This window comes from Stenotrophomonas sp., from assembly GCF_050737075.1.
GTDB lineage: Bacteria > Pseudomonadota > Gammaproteobacteria > Xanthomonadales > Xanthomonadaceae > Stenotrophomonas.
This window is the reverse complement of the sequence record NZ_JBOHXV010000001.1, coordinates 152,819-171,410: the sequence shown is the minus strand read 5'-3', so window position 1 is coordinate 171,410 and position 18,592 is coordinate 152,819. Positions and strand designations below refer to the sequence as shown.

Sequence of the window (18,592 nt, the reverse complement as noted above, 5' to 3'; positions counted from 1 at the left end):
GCCCCGTGCAATTTCCTTGCAGGGGGTGCAACACTAGGCCCCCTTCATTTATCGCAGGAGCGGCGGGCGATTTATCGCGCGCCGTTACAGACAGTCTCCGGTTTCGCCGGCGCACCCTCCCCCCGATCCACTCCGATCCCCGCTCTGATCACGGTAGACACCGCCACCAGAAACAGCAGCGACGCCCCACCCAGAACATGGATAAGCGTCATATCAGCCTCCCCGCATGCATGTGCCTCGCACGTTACGCATGACGCGGATGGCTGCCTTTGAAACTGCTCCTATATCCGGAAGACAGTTCGCCGCGAGTGCGTATCCGGGAACCTGAGGGCCGGCCGTCGGCCGGCCCATGCATCACTTGCAGTCCACCACACCCGCGGCCTTGTCCGCCTTCGCTGCGATCCGCACCTGGGTAAACGCGGCGGCGAACGGCTTGTCCGCGCTGACCACGAACGGCGCCTCCACTGCGCCCAGGTCCACGCCCTTGCTGGCGAAGCAGGCCAGCGGAATGGTCACGGTGCGCTTCTGTCCGGGTGACAGCGTAGCCAGCGTCGCTGCGATATCCACCCCGCCCTCGCAGCCGGTGCCGCACTGCATGGTCACCTTTACCGGTGAGGCGGGCTGGTGCTGCACCATCACGTCGAACTGCAACGCGCCCTCGCTGCGCGCCAGGGCGCCGAGATTGCGCCGCGAGGTGCTGCGCGCGATCAACTGCGCCGGGGCCAGCCAGGTCACTTCGCGGGCGTCCTGCTGGGTGTTGATCTGCACGGTACGCACCTCCGCTACCGGCGTTTCCTTCGGCCAGCGCAGGCTGGCGTTGAGATCATTGCCGAGCGGCTGGGTAGCGCCGTTGGCCGCGACGTGCAGCGAGAACGGCGCGGTGTCCACGCGGTTGAAGATCGGCAACGTGGTCACTTCACCGCAATGGTCCGGGTTGGATTCAGGCAGGCGTGCGACCTGCGCCGGCTGTGCGTAGCTCAGGCCATAGCCGAACTTGAACAGGTCCGGGCGCTTGGGATCCGGGCGGTCGATCGGCGCCGGGCACGCCACACCCGGCCACGGGAAGCTGAGCCGGCCATGGAAGTCGTGCGCGGGCTTGCCGTCCTTGCCGGCCACCAGTACGTCGGTGATGCCCTTGCCTTCCGTGCCGGGCAGCCAGGCCGCGACAAACGCCTGCGACAGGTTGAGCAGGTCATTGGTGTACATCGGGCGGCCGGAGAAGTACACGGTGACCAGCGGCTTGCCGGTGGCGGCGGCCGCCTTGAGCACGGCCAGGTCCTGCGGGTGGGCGCGGCTGTGGCTGACGGTGTCCGAGGCAAGGATGTCGCCGTTGGTTTCGGCGTACGGCGTTTCGCCGATCACCGCGACAACCACGTCGAAGGACGCCGCGTCTATGCCCGTGGCGTCCGCACTGTAGGTCAACTGCTGCGTGCCCAATTCGGCGCGCAGCGCGCCCAGCACCGAATCGGCGTTGGGGAAATCGGCGTTGGTGTTCTCGGTGCCCTGCCAGGTGAGCGACCAGCCGCCAGCCTGGTCGGAGAGGCTGTCCGCACTCTTGCCCACCACCAGCACGCGTGCATCGCGCTTGAGCGGCAGCACCTTGTCCTGGTTCTTCAGCAGCACCAGCGATTCGCGCACGGCTTCGCGCGCCAGTTCGCGGTGCTGTACCGCGTTGCTGTCGCCCGCGTAGCGGCTGTCGGACGGCTTGTGGTCGAACAGGCCCGCACGCAGCTTCACGCGCAGGATGCGGGTCACCGCATCATCAATGCGCGCCATCGGAATCTCGCCGCTCTCTACCTGGGCGATGGTGTTGGCGATGAACGCCTTCCAGTCGTCGGGCACCATCACCATGTCGATGCCGGCGTTGATCGCCTGCGCGCAGCTGTCGTTGCGGCAGCCCGGCACCTGGGCGATGCCGTTCCAGTCGGAGACGACGAAGCCGTCGAAGCCCATCTTCTCCTTCAACGCACCGGTGAGCAGCGCCTGGCTGCCGTGCATCTTGCCGTAATCCACGCCGCCGGCGCGGTCGTTCCAGCTGTTGAACGAGGCCATCACGGTCTGCACGCCTTCGCCCAGCGCACCGAAGTAGCCCTGGCCGTGCACGTTGATCATGGTCGCCTTGTCCACCGTGGCTTCGCCCTGGTCGCGACCGTTGTCGGTCGCCCCATCGCCGATGTAGTGCTTGGCCGTGGCCACCACGTTGCCGTCGCCGGTAAAGCGGCCCTGCGCGCCCTTGACGTAGGCCTGTGCGTACGCGCGCACGATGGCCGGGTCGGATGAGAAGCTCTCATAGGTGCGGCCCCAGCGCGGGTCATGCGCCACGGCCAGCGTCGGGGCGAACACCCAACCAATGCCGGTGGCGCGGGTGGCGTTGCCGGTGGCGGCGCCGATGCGTTCAATCAGCGCCGCGTCGCGGGTGGCGCCCAGGCCGATGTTGTGCGGGAACAGCGTGGCGCCGTACACATTGCTGTGGCCGTGCACGGCGTCGGTACCCCAGATCACCGGCACCGGGGTGCGCGCATCGGTAGCCAGCGAAGCAGCGTGATACGCATCGGCCAGCTTGACCCAGTCCGCCACGCTGGCGTGCTTGTCCATGCCCGGCCACGAGCCGCCGCCGTTGAGCACCGAGCCGATGTAGTAGGTGCGCACCTGCTCGGGGGTGATCTGCTTGATCTCCGGCTGGGTCATCTGCCCGACCTTCTGCGCCAGGGTCATCTGCGCAAGGATGCTGCGCACGCGACTTTCGATTGCCGGGTCGCTGGCGATCGCGCTGGTCACATGCGGCCAGTCCTGCAGGCGCTCGGCGGCGGGCGCGGCATGCGCCTGGGCGGTCAATGCCGTCAGTACACAGACGGTGAGAAGAGTCTTCCGGGCGCTGCTCACGGACATCTACCTCCAATGGAAATGCGAATGATGGACCGGGCGCAGATCGTTTCAGCGGCTCCGGTGACAGCGCTGTCATATAAGCCGGGCGTGGGCCTGTCAACCGTTCGGCGCGCGCCTTGTCCTGGTTTCCCCGTGGTTGCTGGGCCGGACGTTTTGGAGCGCCATGAAAATCCGTCGTTGCTGTTGCAGCGCCGCATGGAATTCGGACCGTGCACGAATGCCCCGCGTCATGGCACCATCCGGCTGCATCGGTAACCCGAAACGACACAAGCGCATTACCATCGGCAGCGGCCGACCGGCTCTTCCAGAGGAACCATCGCACCATGCGTAGTCGTATCGAGGATGTCGCCGCCGTCGCGGGCGTTTCGATCAAGACCGTATCGCGCGTGCTCAACAACGAGCCGAACGTGCGCGCGGAGACGCGCGAACGCGTACTCGTGGCGGTGACGCGGCTGGGCTACAAACCGAACCTGTCGGCCCGCAGCCTGGCCGGGCAGCGGTCGTATGCATTGGCGCTGGTCTACAACAATCCCTCGCGCAATTACCTGATGGAAATCCAGAACGGCATGCTGGAGGCCTGTCATGCGCACCATTACAACCTGATCCTGGGCCCGGTCGGCATCGGGCGGCGCACCCTGCCCGACCTGGCCGCGCTGTTCGAAAACTCGCGCCCCGACGGTGTGGTGCTGATCCCGCCGCTGACCGACGATGCGGTGGTGCTGGCCTACCTGGAAGACAATGAGATTCCGTACGCCAGCATCGCCCCCCGTCATCCCGAAGGCCGCATCGGCGTGCGCATGGATGAGACCACGGCGGTGGTGGAGCTGATCGGCCACCTGGTCGCGCAGGGCCATCGGCGCATCGCGCACATCAAGGGACCGCGTACGCACGGTGCCTGCCAGTGGCGCCTGGCCGGCTATCGCCAGGCGCTGCGTGACGCAGGAATCGCCTATGACCCGACGCTGGTGGTGAACGGCCAGTTCTCGTTCGAATCGGGTATCGAGGCGGCCAACATGCTGCTGGATTTGCCGGAGCCGCCGACCGCCATCTTCGCGGCCAATGACGACATGGCCGCCGCCGTGTTCCGCGTGGCAGGGCAGCGCGGCCTGCGCGTGCCACGCGATCTTTCGGTATGCGGCTTCGACGACACACCCATTGCCGGCCACATCTACCCGGCGCTGACCACGGTGCGCCAGCCCACCGACAGCATGGGCCGGCTGGCGACCGAGCAGCTGATCGAACGCATCCGCTCGCCCGGCGGCGGCCACATGGTCACCGTGGACCACGCCGTGCTGGTGCGTGAATCCACCCACGCACCGCGCCGGCGCTGAACCCTCAGGCGTAACGGCGCGAGCCGCGCCATGCGTAGAACACGATGAACAGGTAGCAGAGCATCGGCAGCAGGAAGGACATCTGCAGCCCGTAGTGGTCGGCCAGCCAGCCCACGGCCAGCGGAACCACCGCGCCGCCCACGATGGCCATCACCAGCAGGCTGGAGCCCTGCCCGGTGAGCGGCCCAAGGCCGCCGATGGCCAGCGCGAAGATGGTCGGGAACATGATCGAGTTGAACAGGCCCACGCTGACCACGCTCCACTTGGCGAGCTCGCCCGTGCCCAGGATGGTGACCGCGAGTAGACCCATCACGATCAGTGCGGCCAGGCCCAGCAGGCGGCGCGGATCGAAGCGGGCCAGCAGGAAGGTACCCACCAGGCGGCCCACCAGTGCGCCGCCCCAGTACAGCGACACATAGTGGGTGGCCTGCTGCTCGGTCAGGCCCTCGCCGATGCCCGGCATGGACAGGAAGTTGACCAGCACGCTGCCGATCGACACTTCGGCACCCACGTAGAAGAAGATCGCCAGCACGCCGAACGCCAGATGCTTGTGGCGCAGGGCCGCGGCCAGGGTGCCGTGTTCCTTGCTGTCTTCCACACCGGCAATGCTGGGCAGGCGGAACATCCAGATCGCCGCCGCCAGCACGAACAATACGATGGCGAGGCCGAAATACGGCACCTGCACCGACTGCGCTTCGGCGGCACGGTAGGCCAGCGCTTCGGCCTGCGGCAGCAGCGCGAGCTGCTCGGCGCTGCGCGGCTCGGCGGCCAGGATCAGCAGGCCGCCGAACAGCGGTGCGATGGTGGTGCCCAACGCGTTCATCGACTGCGCCAGGGTGAGGCGGCTGGAACTGGTCTGCTCCGGACCCAGCAATGCCACATAGGGGTTGGCCGCCACCTGCAGCACGGTGATGCCGGTCGCCAGCACGAACAGGGCGCCAAGGAACAATCCGTAGACGTGCAACGCCGCGGCCGGCCAGAACAGCAGGGCGCCCACGCCAGCGATGGCCAGCCCGGCCACGATGCCGCGCTTGTAGCCGACCGCTGCAACCAGCCGGCCCGCCGGCAGCGACATCAGGAAGTACGCGCCGAAGAAGGTGAACTGGATAAGCATCGCCTGCACCCAGGTCAGCGAGAACGCAGCCTTGAGGTGCGGAATCAGGATGTCGTTGAGGCAGGTGATGAAGCCCCACATGAAGAAGATGGCCGTCACCACGGCCAGCGCCGTGCGAGTGCTCTGTACGTGTTGCCCGCGAACCACGGTGGTTGTGTCCATTGCCTGTCCTTCTGATGGGATTGCCAGCCAAGCGGCGGCCAGACATGGAACTCGCTTGGCGCCCGGTTGTCCAGCGCTGTCAGACAACCGGTCAGAACACGCGACAGCGGCGGGCACCGCCCAGAAAACCCGTTTCGCGCAGTTTCGTTCTGCACTGCACAACGACCTACCGGTACTGAATCGGGCGCACCACGTCCCATCAAAACCGGGCGGAAAGGCCCGCAGTGCAGCGTTTGCCAGCCCTGCGGCGGTCCAGTTTGGAAGCGCGTTGGCACCGCAGCGATATGCAACCAATGTTGCCCTTCGTGGCACTTTGTTGACAACGCTGTCAGGCGTCGGCCCAATCCGCCCACATCGTTGTTGAATCGTGCCAGACGCCGTAGGACTGCCATTTCCGAATTCCCTGGGGAGGGAGCTTTCATGAAGACGTACAAGGCCGTACCCCGCAAGGCAATGCTCACTTCCGCGCTGCTCGCCGTGTTGGCCGGGCCGGCGTGGGCCCAGGACACCACCCGCGACGGCGCTGCGTCGTCATCGGAAGGGCTGGATCCGGCCACGCTCGATACGGTGCAGGTCACCGGCATCCGCGGCAGCCTCACCTCGTCGATGAACCTCAAGCGCGACAGCCAGGGCGTGGTGGATGGCATCGTGGCCGAGGACATCGGCAAGTTCCCCGATACCAACCTGGCCGAATCGCTGCAGCGCATCAGCGGCGTGTCGATCGACCGCACCTCCAGCGGCGAAGGCTCGAAGGTCACCGTGCGCGGCATCGGCCCGGACTTCAACCTGGTGCTGCTCAACGGCCGCCAGATGCCGGCGTCCAACCTGGGCAACGGCGGCGGCGGGCTCTCCGGCTCGCGTTCGTTCGACTTCGCCAACATCGCGTCCGAGTCGATCTCGGCGGTGGAAGTGTTCAAGACCACCCGCGCCGACAACCCGACCGGTGGCATCGGCGCCACGATCAACGTCAAAACCCTGCGTCCGCTCGAATCGGCGCCGGTGGTCAGTGTCGGCCTGAAGGCGGTCAGCGATACCTCCAACGACAACCTGCCGCGCACGCTGCAGGGCTCGAAGTACACCGGCGAGATGTCGGGCATCTTCAGCGATACGTATGCCGATGGGCGCTTCGGTGTGATGCTGAGCGGCAGCTACCAGGAGCGTGACTCCGGCTTCAACCAGGCCACGGTGGCCGAAGGCTGGGCCACGCTCAAGGGCAACGACACCACCGACTGGCGGGCACTGCCGCAGCCGGGCCAGGGGTATTCCGACCGCATCCAGAACCGTCCGGGTGCCGACGACGTGTACGGCCGCCCGCAGAACACCGCCTACAACGTCAACGGTGTGCAGCGCCAGCGCACCAACGGCCAGGCCACCCTGCAGTGGAAGCCGGTCGACAACGTCACCACCACGCTGGACTACACCTACGTGGAAAACAAGGTGCAGCAGCAGCGCAGCGAACTGTCGGTGTGGTTCAACTACGGCCCGGGCGACAGCACCTGGACCAACGGTCCGGTCGCCGCGCCGATCATCTACAGCGAAGACATGGTCAACTCGGACGTGTCGATGGGTGGCGCGCAGCTGGCCACCAAGAACACGCTGGACTCGCTGGGCTTCAACGTGGAGTGGGAGGTCAATGACGCCTTGACCCTGAACTTCGACGCGCACCATTCCACCGGCGAGTCGAAGCCGGACAGCCCGTACGGTTCGGCCGGCGTGCTCGGCGTGGCCGCCTTCGTGCGCGGCAAGACCACGGTCGACTACAGCGGCGACCTGCCGATCATCAACATCGCGCTGCCGCCGGGCGGCGTGCAGGCCGCCGATGCGCTGGTCACCGGCTCGGTGTTCCAGAACAGCTACAACAAGTCCGAGGTCGAACAGTACCAGGGCCGCGGTACCTTCAAGTTCGCCGACTACTCCGCACTCGACTTCGGCGTGGGCTACACCGACGTCAAGAACCGTTCGGCGTCGGCGATCATGCAGCGCAATACCTGGGGCGGGCTGGGCACGCCGGCCGACTATGACGACAGCATCTGGTATGCCGACGACATGGCGAAGTACTTCGATGCCTTCTCCGGCCACAACGACCCGCGCCTGACGGGCCAGTTCCTGGTGTTCGACTTCGACCGCCTGATCAACCGCGCCGCCCAGGTTGGCACCGCGTCCGACCCGGCCTGCCCGACCTGCTACGTGGCACCTACCGAGTACTCGCAGGACATCCGTACCAACGAGAAGTCCAAGAGCGCGTTCCTGCAGTACCGCACGACCTTCGACTGGTCGATGCCGCTGAACGTGGCCGTCGGCGTGCGCTATGAGCAGACCGACGTGGATTCCACCGCGATGGTGCGCGTCCCCAACGGCATCAGCTGGAGTTCGGCCAACGAACTCAACATCGACTACGCCAGCGAAAGTGGCTTCATCAGCGACAGCGGCAAGTACGACTACGTGCTGCCCAACCTGGACCTGAAGCTGGACATCAGCGATACGCTGGCACTGCGCGGCAGCTACAGCCGCAGCCTGGGCCGTGCGGGCTGGGACCAGATCCAGAGCGGGCAGTCGCTGGCCGACATCGTGCGTACCCAGGGCGGTAGCGGCTCGCGCGGCAACCCGGCGCTGGAGCCCCTGCTGTCGGACAACTTCGACCTGTCGCTGGAGTGGTACTACGGCGAATCCAGCTACGCCTCGGTCGGCTTCTTCCGCAAGAACATCAAGAACTTCATCAGCAACACCATCGTCCGCGAGAACACCGGCAACCTGCATACCCCGGTGGGCGGCGCGTACTGGAACGCCGCGTTGGCAGCCGGCGGCTGTGGGGTGAGCGACATGCCCTGCATCCGCGATTACATCTTCACCAACTTCAACGGCCAGCCCGGCGTGACCGCCACCGGCACCAACTCGGCCGGCCAGCTCACCGGCACCATCGTCGGCCAGCCCGGCGACCCGGTGGCAGGGTTCGACATCACCCTGCCCGCCAACCAGCGTTCGGACCATCTCGACGGCTGGGAAATCGCCGTGCAGCACCTGTTCGGCCAGTCCGGCTTCGGCTTGGCCGCCAACTACACCAAGGTCAAGTCGGGCCTGACCTTCGACAACCTCAGCCTGGGCGACCAGTATCCGATGGTGGGGCTGAGCGATTCGGCCAACCTGGTGGCGTTCTACGACAAGAACAGCTGGCAGATCCGTGCGGCCTACAACTGGCGCGACAAGTTCCTCAACGGCATCGGCGGCCAGGGCCCCAACCCGAACTACACCGATGACTACGGCCAGCTCGACCTCAACATCAGCTACGCGGTCAGCGACCAGCTGTCGCTGAGCCTGGAGGCGATCAACCTCACCGACGAGACCATGCGCACCTACGCGCGCCACACCAACATGCTGCGCTACGCCACCCAGACCGGCCCGCGCTACATGTTCGGCGTCCGCTACAAGTTCTGAGCCACGGCGGTGTGGCGGGTCTACACTCGCCACACCGCCACCGCCCGCAAGCGACCCCGCCATGCCTGCCACGCCCGGCCCGATCGACGAAGTGCGCGACTTTGACCGCAGCCGGCTGCCCGAGCTGCTGCCCACCTGGACCACCCCGAAGGTGATCCGCGGGCTGGTGGCGGACTGGCCGATGGTCACCGCCGCCCGCACGTCGGCCGACGCCGCCGTTGCCCATCTCAAGCAGTACGACCACGGCACCCTGCCGGTGACGGCGACCACCGCCCCACCCGAGGCACAGGGCCGGATCTTCTACAACGCGGACATGAGCGGGTTCAACTTCCGCCGCGAGCAGATCGCGCTGAAGGTGGTGCTCGATACCCTGCTCAAGTACCGCACGGCCCCCGCCGCACCCACCATCTATGTGGCCTCCACCACCCTGGACAGCTTCCTGCCCGGCTTCCGCCAGGACAACCCGCTGGAACTGGGCGTGGACGACCCGCTGGCCAGCATCTGGATCGGCAACCGCTCGCGCATTGCCGCCCACCACGACGTGCCGGACAACCTGGCTTGCGTGGCGGCGGGCCGGCGCCGGGTCACGCTGTTTCCGCCGGACCAGATCGGCAACCTGTACGTGGGGCCGCTGGACTTCACTCCCGCCGGGCAGGCGGTGAGCCTGGTGGACTTCGCCGCGCCCGACCTGGCGCGTTTCCCGCGCTTCGACCGCGCCCTGGCCAGCGCCCAGGTGGCCGAACTGGGCCCGGGCGATGCGCTGTTCATTCCCTCGCTGTGGTGGCACCACATGGAAGGGCTGGACGACTTCAACGTGCTGGTGAACTACTGGTGGCGGCCGGTGCCGGGCTGGGTGGACGCGCCGATGAACGCCCTGATGCTCTCGCTGCTGGCACTGCGCGAGCTGCCGCCGGCGCAGCGTCGGCACTGGCGGGCGCTGTTCGACCACTATGTGTTCGCCGCCGGCGGGGACACCACCGCGCACATTCCCGAGGCGGCGCGCGGGGTGTTGGGCCCGCTGGATCCGGGCATGGCCGCCAACGTGCGCAGCGTCCTGCGCAAGCGGCTGGAACGCTGAGCCTGTAGGGGGCCTGCAGCGGCCCACAGCGTTTTACCCACATCGCCTGCGAATCCGTGATAATCCGCGCCGAGCTCCGTCGTCGGTTCCCCACGTCATGCCCCTGCTGTCGTCCCGCCTCAACCTGGGCAAGCTGATCCTTGCCCTGGCCCTGCTGAGTGCCATCGTTGCACTGGCCAATACCCTTCACGCCAGCTACCGCGTGCAGCGCGAGCAACTGATCGGCAACACGCTGGAATCCAACCGGGTGTATGCCAGCAAGCTGGCCGAGAGTACCCAGAACTTCGTGCTGTCCGCGCAGCAGCAGCTGGCCTACGCCGCCACGGGGCTGGGGCAGCGTGCGCACACCCGTACCGAGCTGGAGGCCGAAGCGGCCCGCCTGCAGTTGCAGACCAACAGCTTCAACTCGGTGCTGATCGTCGACCCGGCCGGCACCGTCCTGGCTACCTCGCCACTGAGCCTGGCGCTGCAGGGCGTGGTGCTCAAGAGCCAGGGCAACAGCGAAGCCTTGAAGCGGCGCGAGCCGTACATCAGCGATCCTTATCAATCCGCTACCGGCCGCCTGCTGGTCGCCATTTCGCACCCCATCTTCAACCCGCAGGGCCAGTACCAGGGCTACGTCAGCGGCACCATCTACCTGCGCCAGCGCAGCATCCTGCAGAGCCTGCTGGGCAAGCATTACTACCGCGACGGTTCGTACCTGTACGTGGTCGACCGCAACGGCCGCATCCTGTACCACATCGAACCCGACCGGGTCGGCCAGTTCGCGCTGGAGAACCCGGCGGTGAAGGCAGTCAGCCAGGGCCACTCGGGCGCACAGGAAGTCCGCAACAGCCACGGCGTGATGATGCTGGCCGGCTACGCGCCCGTACCCAGCGTCGGCTGGGGCGTGGTGGCGCAGCGCCCCACCGAGGCCACGCTGGCGCCGCTGTCGCGCCTGATGAAGGCGGTGATCTGGAATGCCATTCCGCTGGGCGTGCTGTCGCTGCTGGTGACCTGGTGGTTCGCCCGGCGCATTTCGCTGCCGCTGTGGCAGATGGCGCGCAACGTGCAGAACCGCGACACCGGCATCGCCATCCGCCATGTCACCGGGATCAAGGCCTGGTACTACGAAGCCGCGCACCTCAAGCAGGCCCTGCTGTACAGCTTCAACCTGCTGCAGGACCGGATCGGCAAGCTCAACCGCGCCAGCATGACCGACCCGCTCACCGGCCTGCAGAACCGGCGCGGCCTGCAGGAAGGCCTGGAAGACTGGCAGGCGCGCGGGCAGCCGTTCGGGATCATCGCGCTGGACATCGACCGCTTCAAGACCATCAACGACCGCTTCGGCCACGCCGTGGGCGATGCGGTGATCCTGCGCATCGCGCAGCTGATGCGCGACGATTCGCGCGATACCGATCTGCTGTGCCGCAACGGCGGCGAGGAATTCCTGATCCTGCTGCCGGGCATCGACGTCGGCGCTACCGCCGGCATCGCCGAGCGGCTGCGGCTGCAGGTGGAAGCGGAAGTGTTCGAACAGGTGGGCACGGTAACGGTGTCGCTGGGCGTAGCCCACTACCCGTCGTACCACGAAGACCCGCAGCAGGCGCTGCGCCTGGCCGACAAGGCGCTGTACATGGCCAAGGAACAGGGCCGCAACCGCACGGTGGTGTACCCGGCGCCGGAAGGTAGTGCCGCGCTTTAGGGCGGCCTGTCAGGCCAGCCTGTGGCGGGCCGCATAAGGCGGCGTGTCCGGGTAATCGCCCGCCGCGAAACGCGCCTGCAGTCCTTGCCACCATTGGGGATCGAACAGGTGGCCGTGGTGCTCGCGTACCGCGGCCAGCTCCGCCGCCGGCAGGCCCATGAACGGCGCGAAGCGCTCCGGGAACACGTCACGTGGGCCGACGTGAAACCAGGGCTCATCGGACATCGCCTCGTCGGCGTTGCGCGGCTGCGGCCACGCGCGGAACACGCAGTCGCTGACCAGGCACAGCTCGTCGTAATCGTAGAACACCGCGCGGCCATGCCGTGAGACACCGAAGTTCTTCGGCAGCATGTCGCCGGGGAAGATGTTGTTGCGGGCCATGTCGGTGATCGCCTGCGCGTAGTCCAACGCGGCGGCGCGGCGCGCCTCTGCCGTCTGCTCGCGCAGGTAAAGGTTGAGCGGGCGGAAGCGGCGCTGCACGTAGCACAACGCGATCACCAGGGAATCGCCGTCTTCACGAACGCTGGCCGCACACTGGGTGAGCAGCTCCTCACGCAGCGCCGGTGAGAAACGCGCCTTCGGAAAGCGCAGGTGGCGGTACGGCTGCGCGTCGAGCAGACGGCCGACACGATCGAGGTTGAACACCAGGGCGTACTTTTCCTCCACCTGGTGCCGGGTCATGGTCTTGGGCCAGGCGAAGCGGTCGCGGATCAGCTTGAACACCAGTGGATAGCTGGGCAGGGTGAACACCGCCATGACCATGCCCGGGGTGCCGTCGGCGTGCACCAGCTGCTCGTCGGGGTGCTCCTGGAAATGCCTGAAGAAGGTGCGATAGCGCTCGGTCTTGCCCTGCTTGGCACGGCCCAGCACGGTGTAGATCTCGTCGATCGGCTTGGCCGGCAGCAGGCTGCGCAGGAACACCACCGCATCGCCCACGGTGCCGAGATCGGCCTGAAAGTAGCTGCGCGACACACCGAACAGATGCGCCACATCGCGGCGCCGGGTCAGCACCGCCTCCGCGCGCAGGCCCTTGTCGTCGTTCACCAGCGCGATGATGCAGGGCGAGAAGCGGTGTTCGCCGAACACACGGCCAACCAGGTAGGCACGCCGTTCGCGGTAGAACACCGTGTCGAGCAGCTCGATGCTGCGCACCGGGTTGTCGCCCCAGTGCTGCAGGTCGTCCTGCAGGCGCACCGCGATGGCGGCCGCGCAGCGCAGCTGGTGTGCGTAGGGAATACCGAAGCGAAAGTCGCCCAGCACCCGCATGAAGGCCTCGGCCGGACGGGTCTGCGAGAGCGCGTAGGTGTGGCGCGCGACGGGATGGGTGATGGCGTCGGACGGCTCCATGTCCAGCGCCATGAACTCCACCGCCGCATCCACGCCTTCGGTGGCGAACAGCCGGCGCGCCAGGGTGTTGTAGAAGGTCTTGTACAGCTCGGCGTCGATCAGGCCATCCACCCGCGCGGCGAACGCGGTACGCACCTGCAGCCACAGCTCGCGCTGGCCGATGGCATCGCCGGCCACGCGACGCAGGGTGTCGACGGTTTCGGCAATGCAGTGGTCGTACAGGCCGATGCGCTCCACCGCATCCTGGCGCGCACCCGCCCAGTCGCGGGCCTCGAAGCGCGCACGCGCGCGGCGGGTGATCGCGGCGAAGCGCGCATGGTAATCCTCGAAACCGTCGCGGATACGCACGGCCAGCCCCGGGGCCAGCCCTTCAGCGTCATGGGAATCGGCAACAGGCATGCAGCGCGACCGGAAGGACCGACCCCCACCATAGTAGTGCCGGCGCATGGCCGGCAACCCCGGACCGCATGGACCGCCCGCCATCGGGTCTACAAGCGCCCTCAGGCCAGCGTCTGGGAACTGAGGGCAGCCTTGGAAGCGACAGGCGCCTCGATCAACACGATGCGAATGCGATTGCGACGGCACTGCACGGTGCCGCTGTAAGCCAGCGTGCGGCCGGTTAGCCGCTCGATCGCCATTGCCGCGGTCGGCGGGGAGACAGGGTGACCCTTATCAATGAGCTGAACACTGGCAAAGATGCCCTGATATCCCTTCACCCGTCCGCACCGGGCCCGGATACCCACCTGGCCCGGCTCATGCTTGAGCAGCAGCGATACGGCTTCCACCAGGGTGCGATACGCGGCCAGCTGTAGACCCACACTGAGTTGGCAGGGGTCTCCGTCCGACCTGAGCGTGGCCACGCGGTTGGTCTCACTCCATTCCTCGTTGATGCCGCTGATCTGCAGCGCCAGGTACAGCCCCACGTGCTCCAGCGCGGTGGGATAAACCATGCTGGTCTGCCCGCGAAACTGTCTTGAGTTGGCCACGGATATGCGCAACAGGTCCGTGGCCAGGCTGTGGTTGCCGTGCTGCTTCAGGAAATAGGCAATCTCGCTCAGCGAGTGATCGATACCCTCGCCCAGCCGGCGCATGCTCAACGCCCGCTCACGCAGGTCCATCTCGCTTGCCATGTGGGATGTCCTGACATGCTCACTGGCCATCTTCACTTGCTCTATGGCCATTCTTCGGTCCAGATCGCCCGTTCGGTACTGATGGTAGTGATGGCTGATCCTTGATCCGAGCGCAAGGAGCGCCGTTCCCGCCACCGCCATGATCTGCTGGGTTACAAAGGTGCCGTGATCAAAGGAAAGACGCGTTGGCGCAGGGGTGGTCAGGCCGATGATCAGGTTGAGAAGGGGCACACCGATGGCTGCTCCTCGCCACCCATGCATGCACGTCAAGGCTATGACCGGAAGCGCCATGGTGAGCTGCAGACTTGTCTTTCCCGCCGACCACTGGGACGGAAGCGCCGCAGCCGTCAGCCCCAAAGCAAGCATGACAAGGAGCGATGCAACCGTTGGCCTAAGCCATGCCCGGTTCCACTCTTGCCCTGAGTTTCGAAGAAACCAGAGCAGCGCCAAAGGTGCAATGGTCAGGATACCGAGATAGTCACCGAGCGCGAATCGCGTCAGATTTTGGACCAGTGGAATTGGCACAGGCACTGGCCAAAGGAGGTGCGCAATGACCGTGTTCAACATTGTCACCATTACAGCCAAGATGACGCCAACAGATAACAACCACACGTCAATTCTCGCTGGCAGCAGGCGAGCGTGCAGCCGCACGACCAAGGCCACCGACGGCATCAGGCAGCCCGAACCGACAATCACCCAGGCAAGACCATACTTCTCGATCATGGGATAGCGCATGTGAGCGAAGTACGCGTACTCGCCCAGAATCAGATAGAACCAAAATCTTGGCGGGCACAAGAGCAATGCCGCCACACGCATCCCAGCCGGCAGATAGAACTGATCCAGCGACACCTTGCGCGTCGCCCAACATGCCAGCGCATACACAACGGCAAACGCGATTCCCTCCGGGCGAATTCGGAGCTCAAGCCTCGCCCCCTTCTTCCACCATTCCAATTGCACGCTTCGCTCCTCCCGCCAAGCCGGCACCACCCTGATGCAGGGCCTTGGCGACGGAACGGTATCGACCACTCCACTCGCGTGCAAATGCCAGAACTGGCTCTTCTGGCGCATTCAATGGCGCGCCCCTCGACATAATTGATGCCCGTCACACCAAGATAATGATGCGGGTTCCGCTTCGACTGAATTTAGCGCTGAAGTTCGCAACTTGTTGGAAGCGAGGACCGATGCCTTTCCGCACGTTGCGCCTCTGTTTCGTCCAGTTCCTATCCCCCCTTGCATGCCGCATTCCGCCCCGTCACTTCCATGCCGCGCGATCGAGTCGCACTGGCGGCCTGCTGATGACCTGCAATCGATTGAGGCACGGCCACACGCATTCCGGGTTGTTCAGAGATTCTTCAATGCGCCAGCGAAGAACGGTCGATAGCATATGAAGTCTTCCCGAACGTTCGTCTTCTGCTGCGAGGTTTCCGTGCGCCAATCTATCTTTGTGGGCCCGCTGCTCGCGGCGCTTGCTTTCATGTTGCCGGGCATCTCGATAGCCCAGCATGACCACCATGGCTCGGAGCTCGCCAGCCACGGGCTGGGGCAGACGCTCCCTCATGCAGCCAACTTGAGTCTTCTACCCGCGTGGCGCGTGTACGCTTTCGAGCGCGACGGAATTTCGTACTACCAGGTCAACGACGACCTTGGTCGAGTGCACGTAATTCTTGCGAAGGCGGGGCGTGAATTCTGGACGCTGCCGGCCGGCGACTCATACGCCGTAGTGTCGCTCCCGTCGAATCCGCGCAACATGCTGCCGGGTGCGGACCGCCAAGTTGTCTTCAGCGATGCTGAATTCGCGCTGGCTCTTTATGACGATGGCGCCGCTGCCGTGTGGTCCGTTGAAACGTCCCCGTGAATACGGCAACCCAATCCGGCCAATGAAGTTCTGATTGTGCGGTCGTGCTTGAGGGTATGCTGCCGACCAGCCCTTGGTTGGCCGGCAGCGGAACCGCGCCTTACAGCGCCAACTGGCTTTCCACGTCCTGCACCTTGCGCCGCGCGAGCGCCAGGTTGGCTTTGTTGCGGTCCAGGACCAGGTACAGGAACAGGCCCTGCTTCTTCGCCACCGGGCGCATGATGTGGTACGCCTTGCCCAGCGAAATCAGGATGTCCTCGATGGTGTCGTTGAGGTTGAGCGATGCGGCCGTCTTCATCTTGGCGCGGATCACCTCGGTATTGCCCGCCGCGGCCACTTCCATGTCCATGCCCGAGCCCGCTTCGCCCAGCAGCATCCCGCTTTCGTAGTCCACCAGCGCCACTGCCTGCGCGCCGTCGATGGACATCAGCGCATTCAAGGTATCGTCCAGTCCTGCCATGTTGCACCCCGTTGGTTGTCGAGCCCCTAGTTGCCCTGCGGATCGGCTCGTGATCCGCTGAGTTCGGCCATGATGTTGCGGCCACATTCCTTGGCACTCCAAAGCACCTTGCCGATCACGCAGCGGGTGTCGCAGGCGGTCATCAGCAGTAGCGGCACCGGCGTGCACGGCAGCGCCAGCATCAGCACCTTGCCCTCGCCGGCTTCCAGCATCAGCACTTCCAGTTCGCCCAGCGCGAGCTCGCGCCCTACTGCTGCGGCCAGTGCCAGCATCGCGCTGGTCATGGCGGCCAGCCGCTCGCCGTTGCCATGGGTTCCGGCCGCCGGGACCAGCGCGAAGCCGTCCACGCTCGCCAGCACCACGCTGCGCACGCCGTTGATGTCGCCGGCGAAGGTCTGCAGGTGCTGCATCACGCGCTCGCGTGTGGCCGGCTCCAGCCGGCGCGCATCGTGTCCGTCAGCCATCGCTCATCACCAGGTCGCGGGTTTCCATTTCGCTCATCAGCACGTCCATCAGCAGCAGGCCCTGTTCGCGCTCGCGCGCATCCAGCGGCAGTACCGGCAGCAGGCGATCTTCCCAACCGGCGATCGCCGCGCACGATTCCAGGTCGAACGCCGGCGCCAGGTCCAGCCGTGAAATGCCGATCACCGCCGGCACCTGCGCGGCATGCTGGCGCAGGACCTCCAGATAGGCCTGAAGCTCGTCCGCCGCCGCGTGGCGGGTCGCGTCGAGCAGCAGGACCACGCCGCTGGCGCCCTGCAGCAGGATCGGCCACAGGAAGTCGAAGCGCTGCTGGCCCGGCGTGCCATACAGGCGCAAGCGGTCGCCGTTGGGCAGGTCGATGTCGGCGTAGTCCATGGCCACGGTGGTGGAGGCCTTGTCCGCGCCCTGGCGGTCACTGTTGGGCACGTCGGTGTCGATCACCGCGCCTTCGGCAATCGCGCGCACCAGCGTCGACTTGCCGCTGCCCATCGTGCCCAGCACGACGATCTTGTGTTCGCGCACGCTCAACCCCCGCCGCGCTGGCGCACGCTGCGCCACATCCGGGCCAGCAGGGTGCCGCCGCCGCTGCCGGCGCGCAGCATCGGTGCGCTCGCGGCGGTGTCTTCCAACGCGGCGTAGCCGCACAGATAGGCCGGATGGACGAAACCGCGCACCGCCTCGGCCGGCATGTCGAGCAGCCGCGCGCATTCGTCCACGCTGCACGCACGCTTGAGCAGCAACGAACACAGCCGGAAGCTGTCGTGCTGGTGGCCGAGGACGCGGAAGTCCGGCCAGCGCAGCAGCTTCACCCGTGCGTGGCGCTGCAGGCGCGCATCAAGGTCGTGCCAGTGCGCCGGCCGCAGCCCCCATTGCCACAACAGGGGACGCAGCGGCTGGCGCGGCAGCGCACCGGCCAACTGCTGGTAACGTCGTTCGGAAATGCCATGCAGCGACAGCGCGTCGAAGCTGTCGGACAGGTGCTGCGCGAGGTCCGCGACCGGGACGCCGGCCGGTACCACCATCTGGTCCTGGACGAAATCCAGCAGTAGCCGCGGCGAACCCTCCAGTGCCAGCACCGCATGGCCCTGGCGTGCCGGCAGGCTTTCGCGCAGCGCGCGGGTGATCGCCTTGGCGCCACGCGCGGTGCACGGTTCGTCGATGCTGATCGGCGCTTCGGGCATGCGCCGCAGCGCATGTTCAATCGCGTTGTCGTCCAGAACGCCGCGGTTGTCGCCCTGCCCCTGCCGCAGCTGGCCGTCCTGGTCTTCCACCCAGAACTGGATGCGTGGGCGTTCGCGCACCATGCGCAACGCGGCATTACGCAGCGCAGGGGTGTCCTTGATCACCAGCAGGTCACACTCATCGAGGTCGCGACAGCTGCGGACCGTATCGGCCGGCAATGAAGCGGCCACACGCAGGCGCTGCAGCAACGCACGTTCTCCCTGGACATCCGATCCGACCACCAGCACCCTGGCCATCGCCTTCCCCTGGGTTGTGAGAGATCACAGCGATTGCTGAAAAGATCGTCGTTAGCCTATGCCATGGCTCCTGCTGACATGGGTGATGGATTGCACACTTTGAGTGTGGACACCTGGCCAAAAAATCTCTCACCGCAACCGGCGGCGACAGG

At 66.1% G+C, this 18,592-nt stretch carries 13 protein-coding genes; 5 read left to right on the top strand and 8 right to left on the bottom strand.

Annotated elements, in window-relative coordinates:
* Positions 1-354: 354 nt before the first annotated feature.
* Positions 355-2,883 (bottom strand): glycoside hydrolase family 3 N-terminal domain-containing protein, encoded by a 2,529-nt coding sequence (locus ACREPD_RS00740; RefSeq protein ID WP_431597489.1) that lies wholly within the window; start codon positions 2,881-2,883, stop codon positions 355-357.
* Positions 2,884-3,209: 326 nt separating this feature from the next.
* Between ACREPD_RS00740 and ACREPD_RS00735 the strand changes: the two genes are divergently transcribed.
* Positions 3,210-4,217, top strand: a complete 1,008-nt coding sequence (locus ACREPD_RS00735; protein ID WP_431597488.1) for a LacI family DNA-binding transcriptional regulator — start codon at positions 3,210-3,212, stop codon at positions 4,215-4,217.
* Positions 4,218-4,221: 4 nt separating this feature from the next.
* Here ACREPD_RS00735 and ACREPD_RS00730 read toward each other — a convergent pair whose 3' ends face one another.
* Positions 4,222-5,493 carry a sugar MFS transporter gene (locus ACREPD_RS00730; RefSeq protein ID WP_431597487.1) on the bottom strand — a complete coding sequence of 424 codons (1,272 nt, stop codon included), beginning with the start codon at positions 5,491-5,493 and terminating at the stop codon, positions 4,222-4,224.
* A gap of 420 nt (positions 5,494-5,913) precedes the next feature.
* Between ACREPD_RS00730 and ACREPD_RS00725 the strand changes: the two genes are divergently transcribed.
* The 3 genes from ACREPD_RS00725 to ACREPD_RS00715 all read left to right on the top strand — a co-directional run bounded on the left by ACREPD_RS00725 (position 5,914) and on the right by ACREPD_RS00715 (position 11,687).
* Entirely contained in the window at positions 5,914-8,925 is a 3,012-nt protein-coding gene (locus tag ACREPD_RS00725; RefSeq protein ID WP_431597486.1) for a TonB-dependent receptor, read from the top strand.
* A gap of 61 nt (positions 8,926-8,986) precedes the next feature.
* Complete coding sequence (locus ACREPD_RS00720) at positions 8,987-10,003, top strand: cupin-like domain-containing protein (protein WP_431597485.1); 1,017 nt, start codon at positions 8,987-8,989, stop codon at positions 10,001-10,003.
* 97 nt (positions 10,004-10,100) lie between these two features.
* Entirely contained in the window at positions 10,101-11,687 is a 1,587-nt protein-coding gene (locus ACREPD_RS00715) for a sensor domain-containing diguanylate cyclase (RefSeq protein WP_431597484.1), read from the top strand.
* A gap of 9 nt (positions 11,688-11,696) precedes the next feature.
* Here ACREPD_RS00715 and aceK read toward each other — a convergent pair whose 3' ends face one another.
* Together aceK and ACREPD_RS00705 are read right to left on the bottom strand one after the other, a co-directional pair.
* Positions 11,697-13,433 carry a bifunctional isocitrate dehydrogenase kinase/phosphatase gene (aceK, locus tag ACREPD_RS00710; protein ID WP_431597483.1) on the bottom strand — a complete coding sequence of 579 codons (1,737 nt, stop codon included), beginning with the start codon at positions 13,431-13,433 and terminating at the stop codon, positions 11,697-11,699.
* Positions 13,434-13,534: 101 nt separating this feature from the next.
* Positions 13,535-15,121 carry an MASE1 domain-containing protein gene (locus ACREPD_RS00705; protein ID WP_431597482.1) on the bottom strand — a complete coding sequence of 529 codons (1,587 nt, stop codon included), beginning with the start codon at positions 15,119-15,121 and terminating at the stop codon, positions 13,535-13,537.
* Positions 15,122-15,548: 427 nt separating this feature from the next.
* Between ACREPD_RS00705 and ACREPD_RS00700 the strand changes: the two genes are divergently transcribed.
* Entirely contained in the window at positions 15,549-16,019 is a 471-nt protein-coding gene (locus ACREPD_RS00700) for a hypothetical protein (RefSeq protein ID WP_431597481.1), read from the top strand.
* A 100-nt stretch (positions 16,020-16,119) separates the two neighbouring features.
* Here the strand turns inward: ACREPD_RS00700 and ACREPD_RS00695 are convergent, their stop codons facing one another.
* Genes ACREPD_RS00695 through ACREPD_RS00680 form a run of 4 tightly spaced genes read right to left on the bottom strand, consistent with a single transcriptional unit; the run spans position 16,120 to position 18,440 of the window.
* Positions 16,120-16,479 carry a hypothetical protein gene (locus tag ACREPD_RS00695; RefSeq protein WP_431597480.1) on the bottom strand — a complete coding sequence of 120 codons (360 nt, stop codon included), beginning with the start codon at positions 16,477-16,479 and terminating at the stop codon, positions 16,120-16,122.
* 26 nt (positions 16,480-16,505) lie between these two features.
* A complete protein-coding gene (locus ACREPD_RS00690; RefSeq protein WP_431597479.1) occupies positions 16,506-16,943 on the bottom strand; it encodes a roadblock/LC7 domain-containing protein in 438 nt (145 codons plus the stop codon).
* Positions 16,936-17,484: a GTP-binding protein gene (locus ACREPD_RS00685; protein WP_431597478.1), complete on the bottom strand. Its 549-nt coding sequence runs from the start codon at positions 17,482-17,484 to the stop codon at positions 16,936-16,938. The genes ACREPD_RS00690 and ACREPD_RS00685 overlap by 8 nt, the downstream gene beginning before the upstream one ends.
* Positions 17,485-17,486: 2 nt before the next feature.
* Complete coding sequence (locus tag ACREPD_RS00680; protein WP_431597477.1) at positions 17,487-18,440, bottom strand: hypothetical protein; 954 nt, start codon at positions 18,438-18,440, stop codon at positions 17,487-17,489.
* Positions 18,441-18,592: the final 152 nt, after the last annotated feature.

Coding starts and splice junctions, on each gene's coding strand:
- ACREPD_RS00680 (WP_431597477.1), bottom strand. CDS start 18,440: ATGGCCAGGGTGCTGGTGGTCGGATCGGATGTCCAGGGAGAACGTGCG.
- ACREPD_RS00735 (WP_431597488.1), top strand. CDS start 3,210: ATGCGTAGTCGTATCGAGGATGTCGCCGCCGTCGCGGGCGTTTCGATC.
- ACREPD_RS00720 (WP_431597485.1), top strand. CDS start 8,987: ATGCCTGCCACGCCCGGCCCGATCGACGAAGTGCGCGACTTTGACCGC.
- ACREPD_RS00700 (WP_431597481.1), top strand. CDS start 15,549: ATGAAGTCTTCCCGAACGTTCGTCTTCTGCTGCGAGGTTTCCGTGCGC.
- ACREPD_RS00715 (WP_431597484.1), top strand. CDS start 10,101: ATGCCCCTGCTGTCGTCCCGCCTCAACCTGGGCAAGCTGATCCTTGCC.
- ACREPD_RS00695 (WP_431597480.1), bottom strand. CDS start 16,479: ATGGCAGGACTGGACGATACCTTGAATGCGCTGATGTCCATCGACGGC.
- ACREPD_RS00725 (WP_431597486.1), top strand. CDS start 5,914: ATGAAGACGTACAAGGCCGTACCCCGCAAGGCAATGCTCACTTCCGCG.
- ACREPD_RS00730 (WP_431597487.1), bottom strand. CDS start 5,493: ATGGACACAACCACCGTGGTTCGCGGGCAACACGTACAGAGCACTCGC.
- ACREPD_RS00690 (WP_431597479.1), bottom strand. CDS start 16,943: ATGGCTGACGGACACGATGCGCGCCGGCTGGAGCCGGCCACACGCGAG.
- aceK (WP_431597483.1), bottom strand. CDS start 13,433: ATGCCTGTTGCCGATTCCCATGACGCTGAAGGGCTGGCCCCGGGGCTG.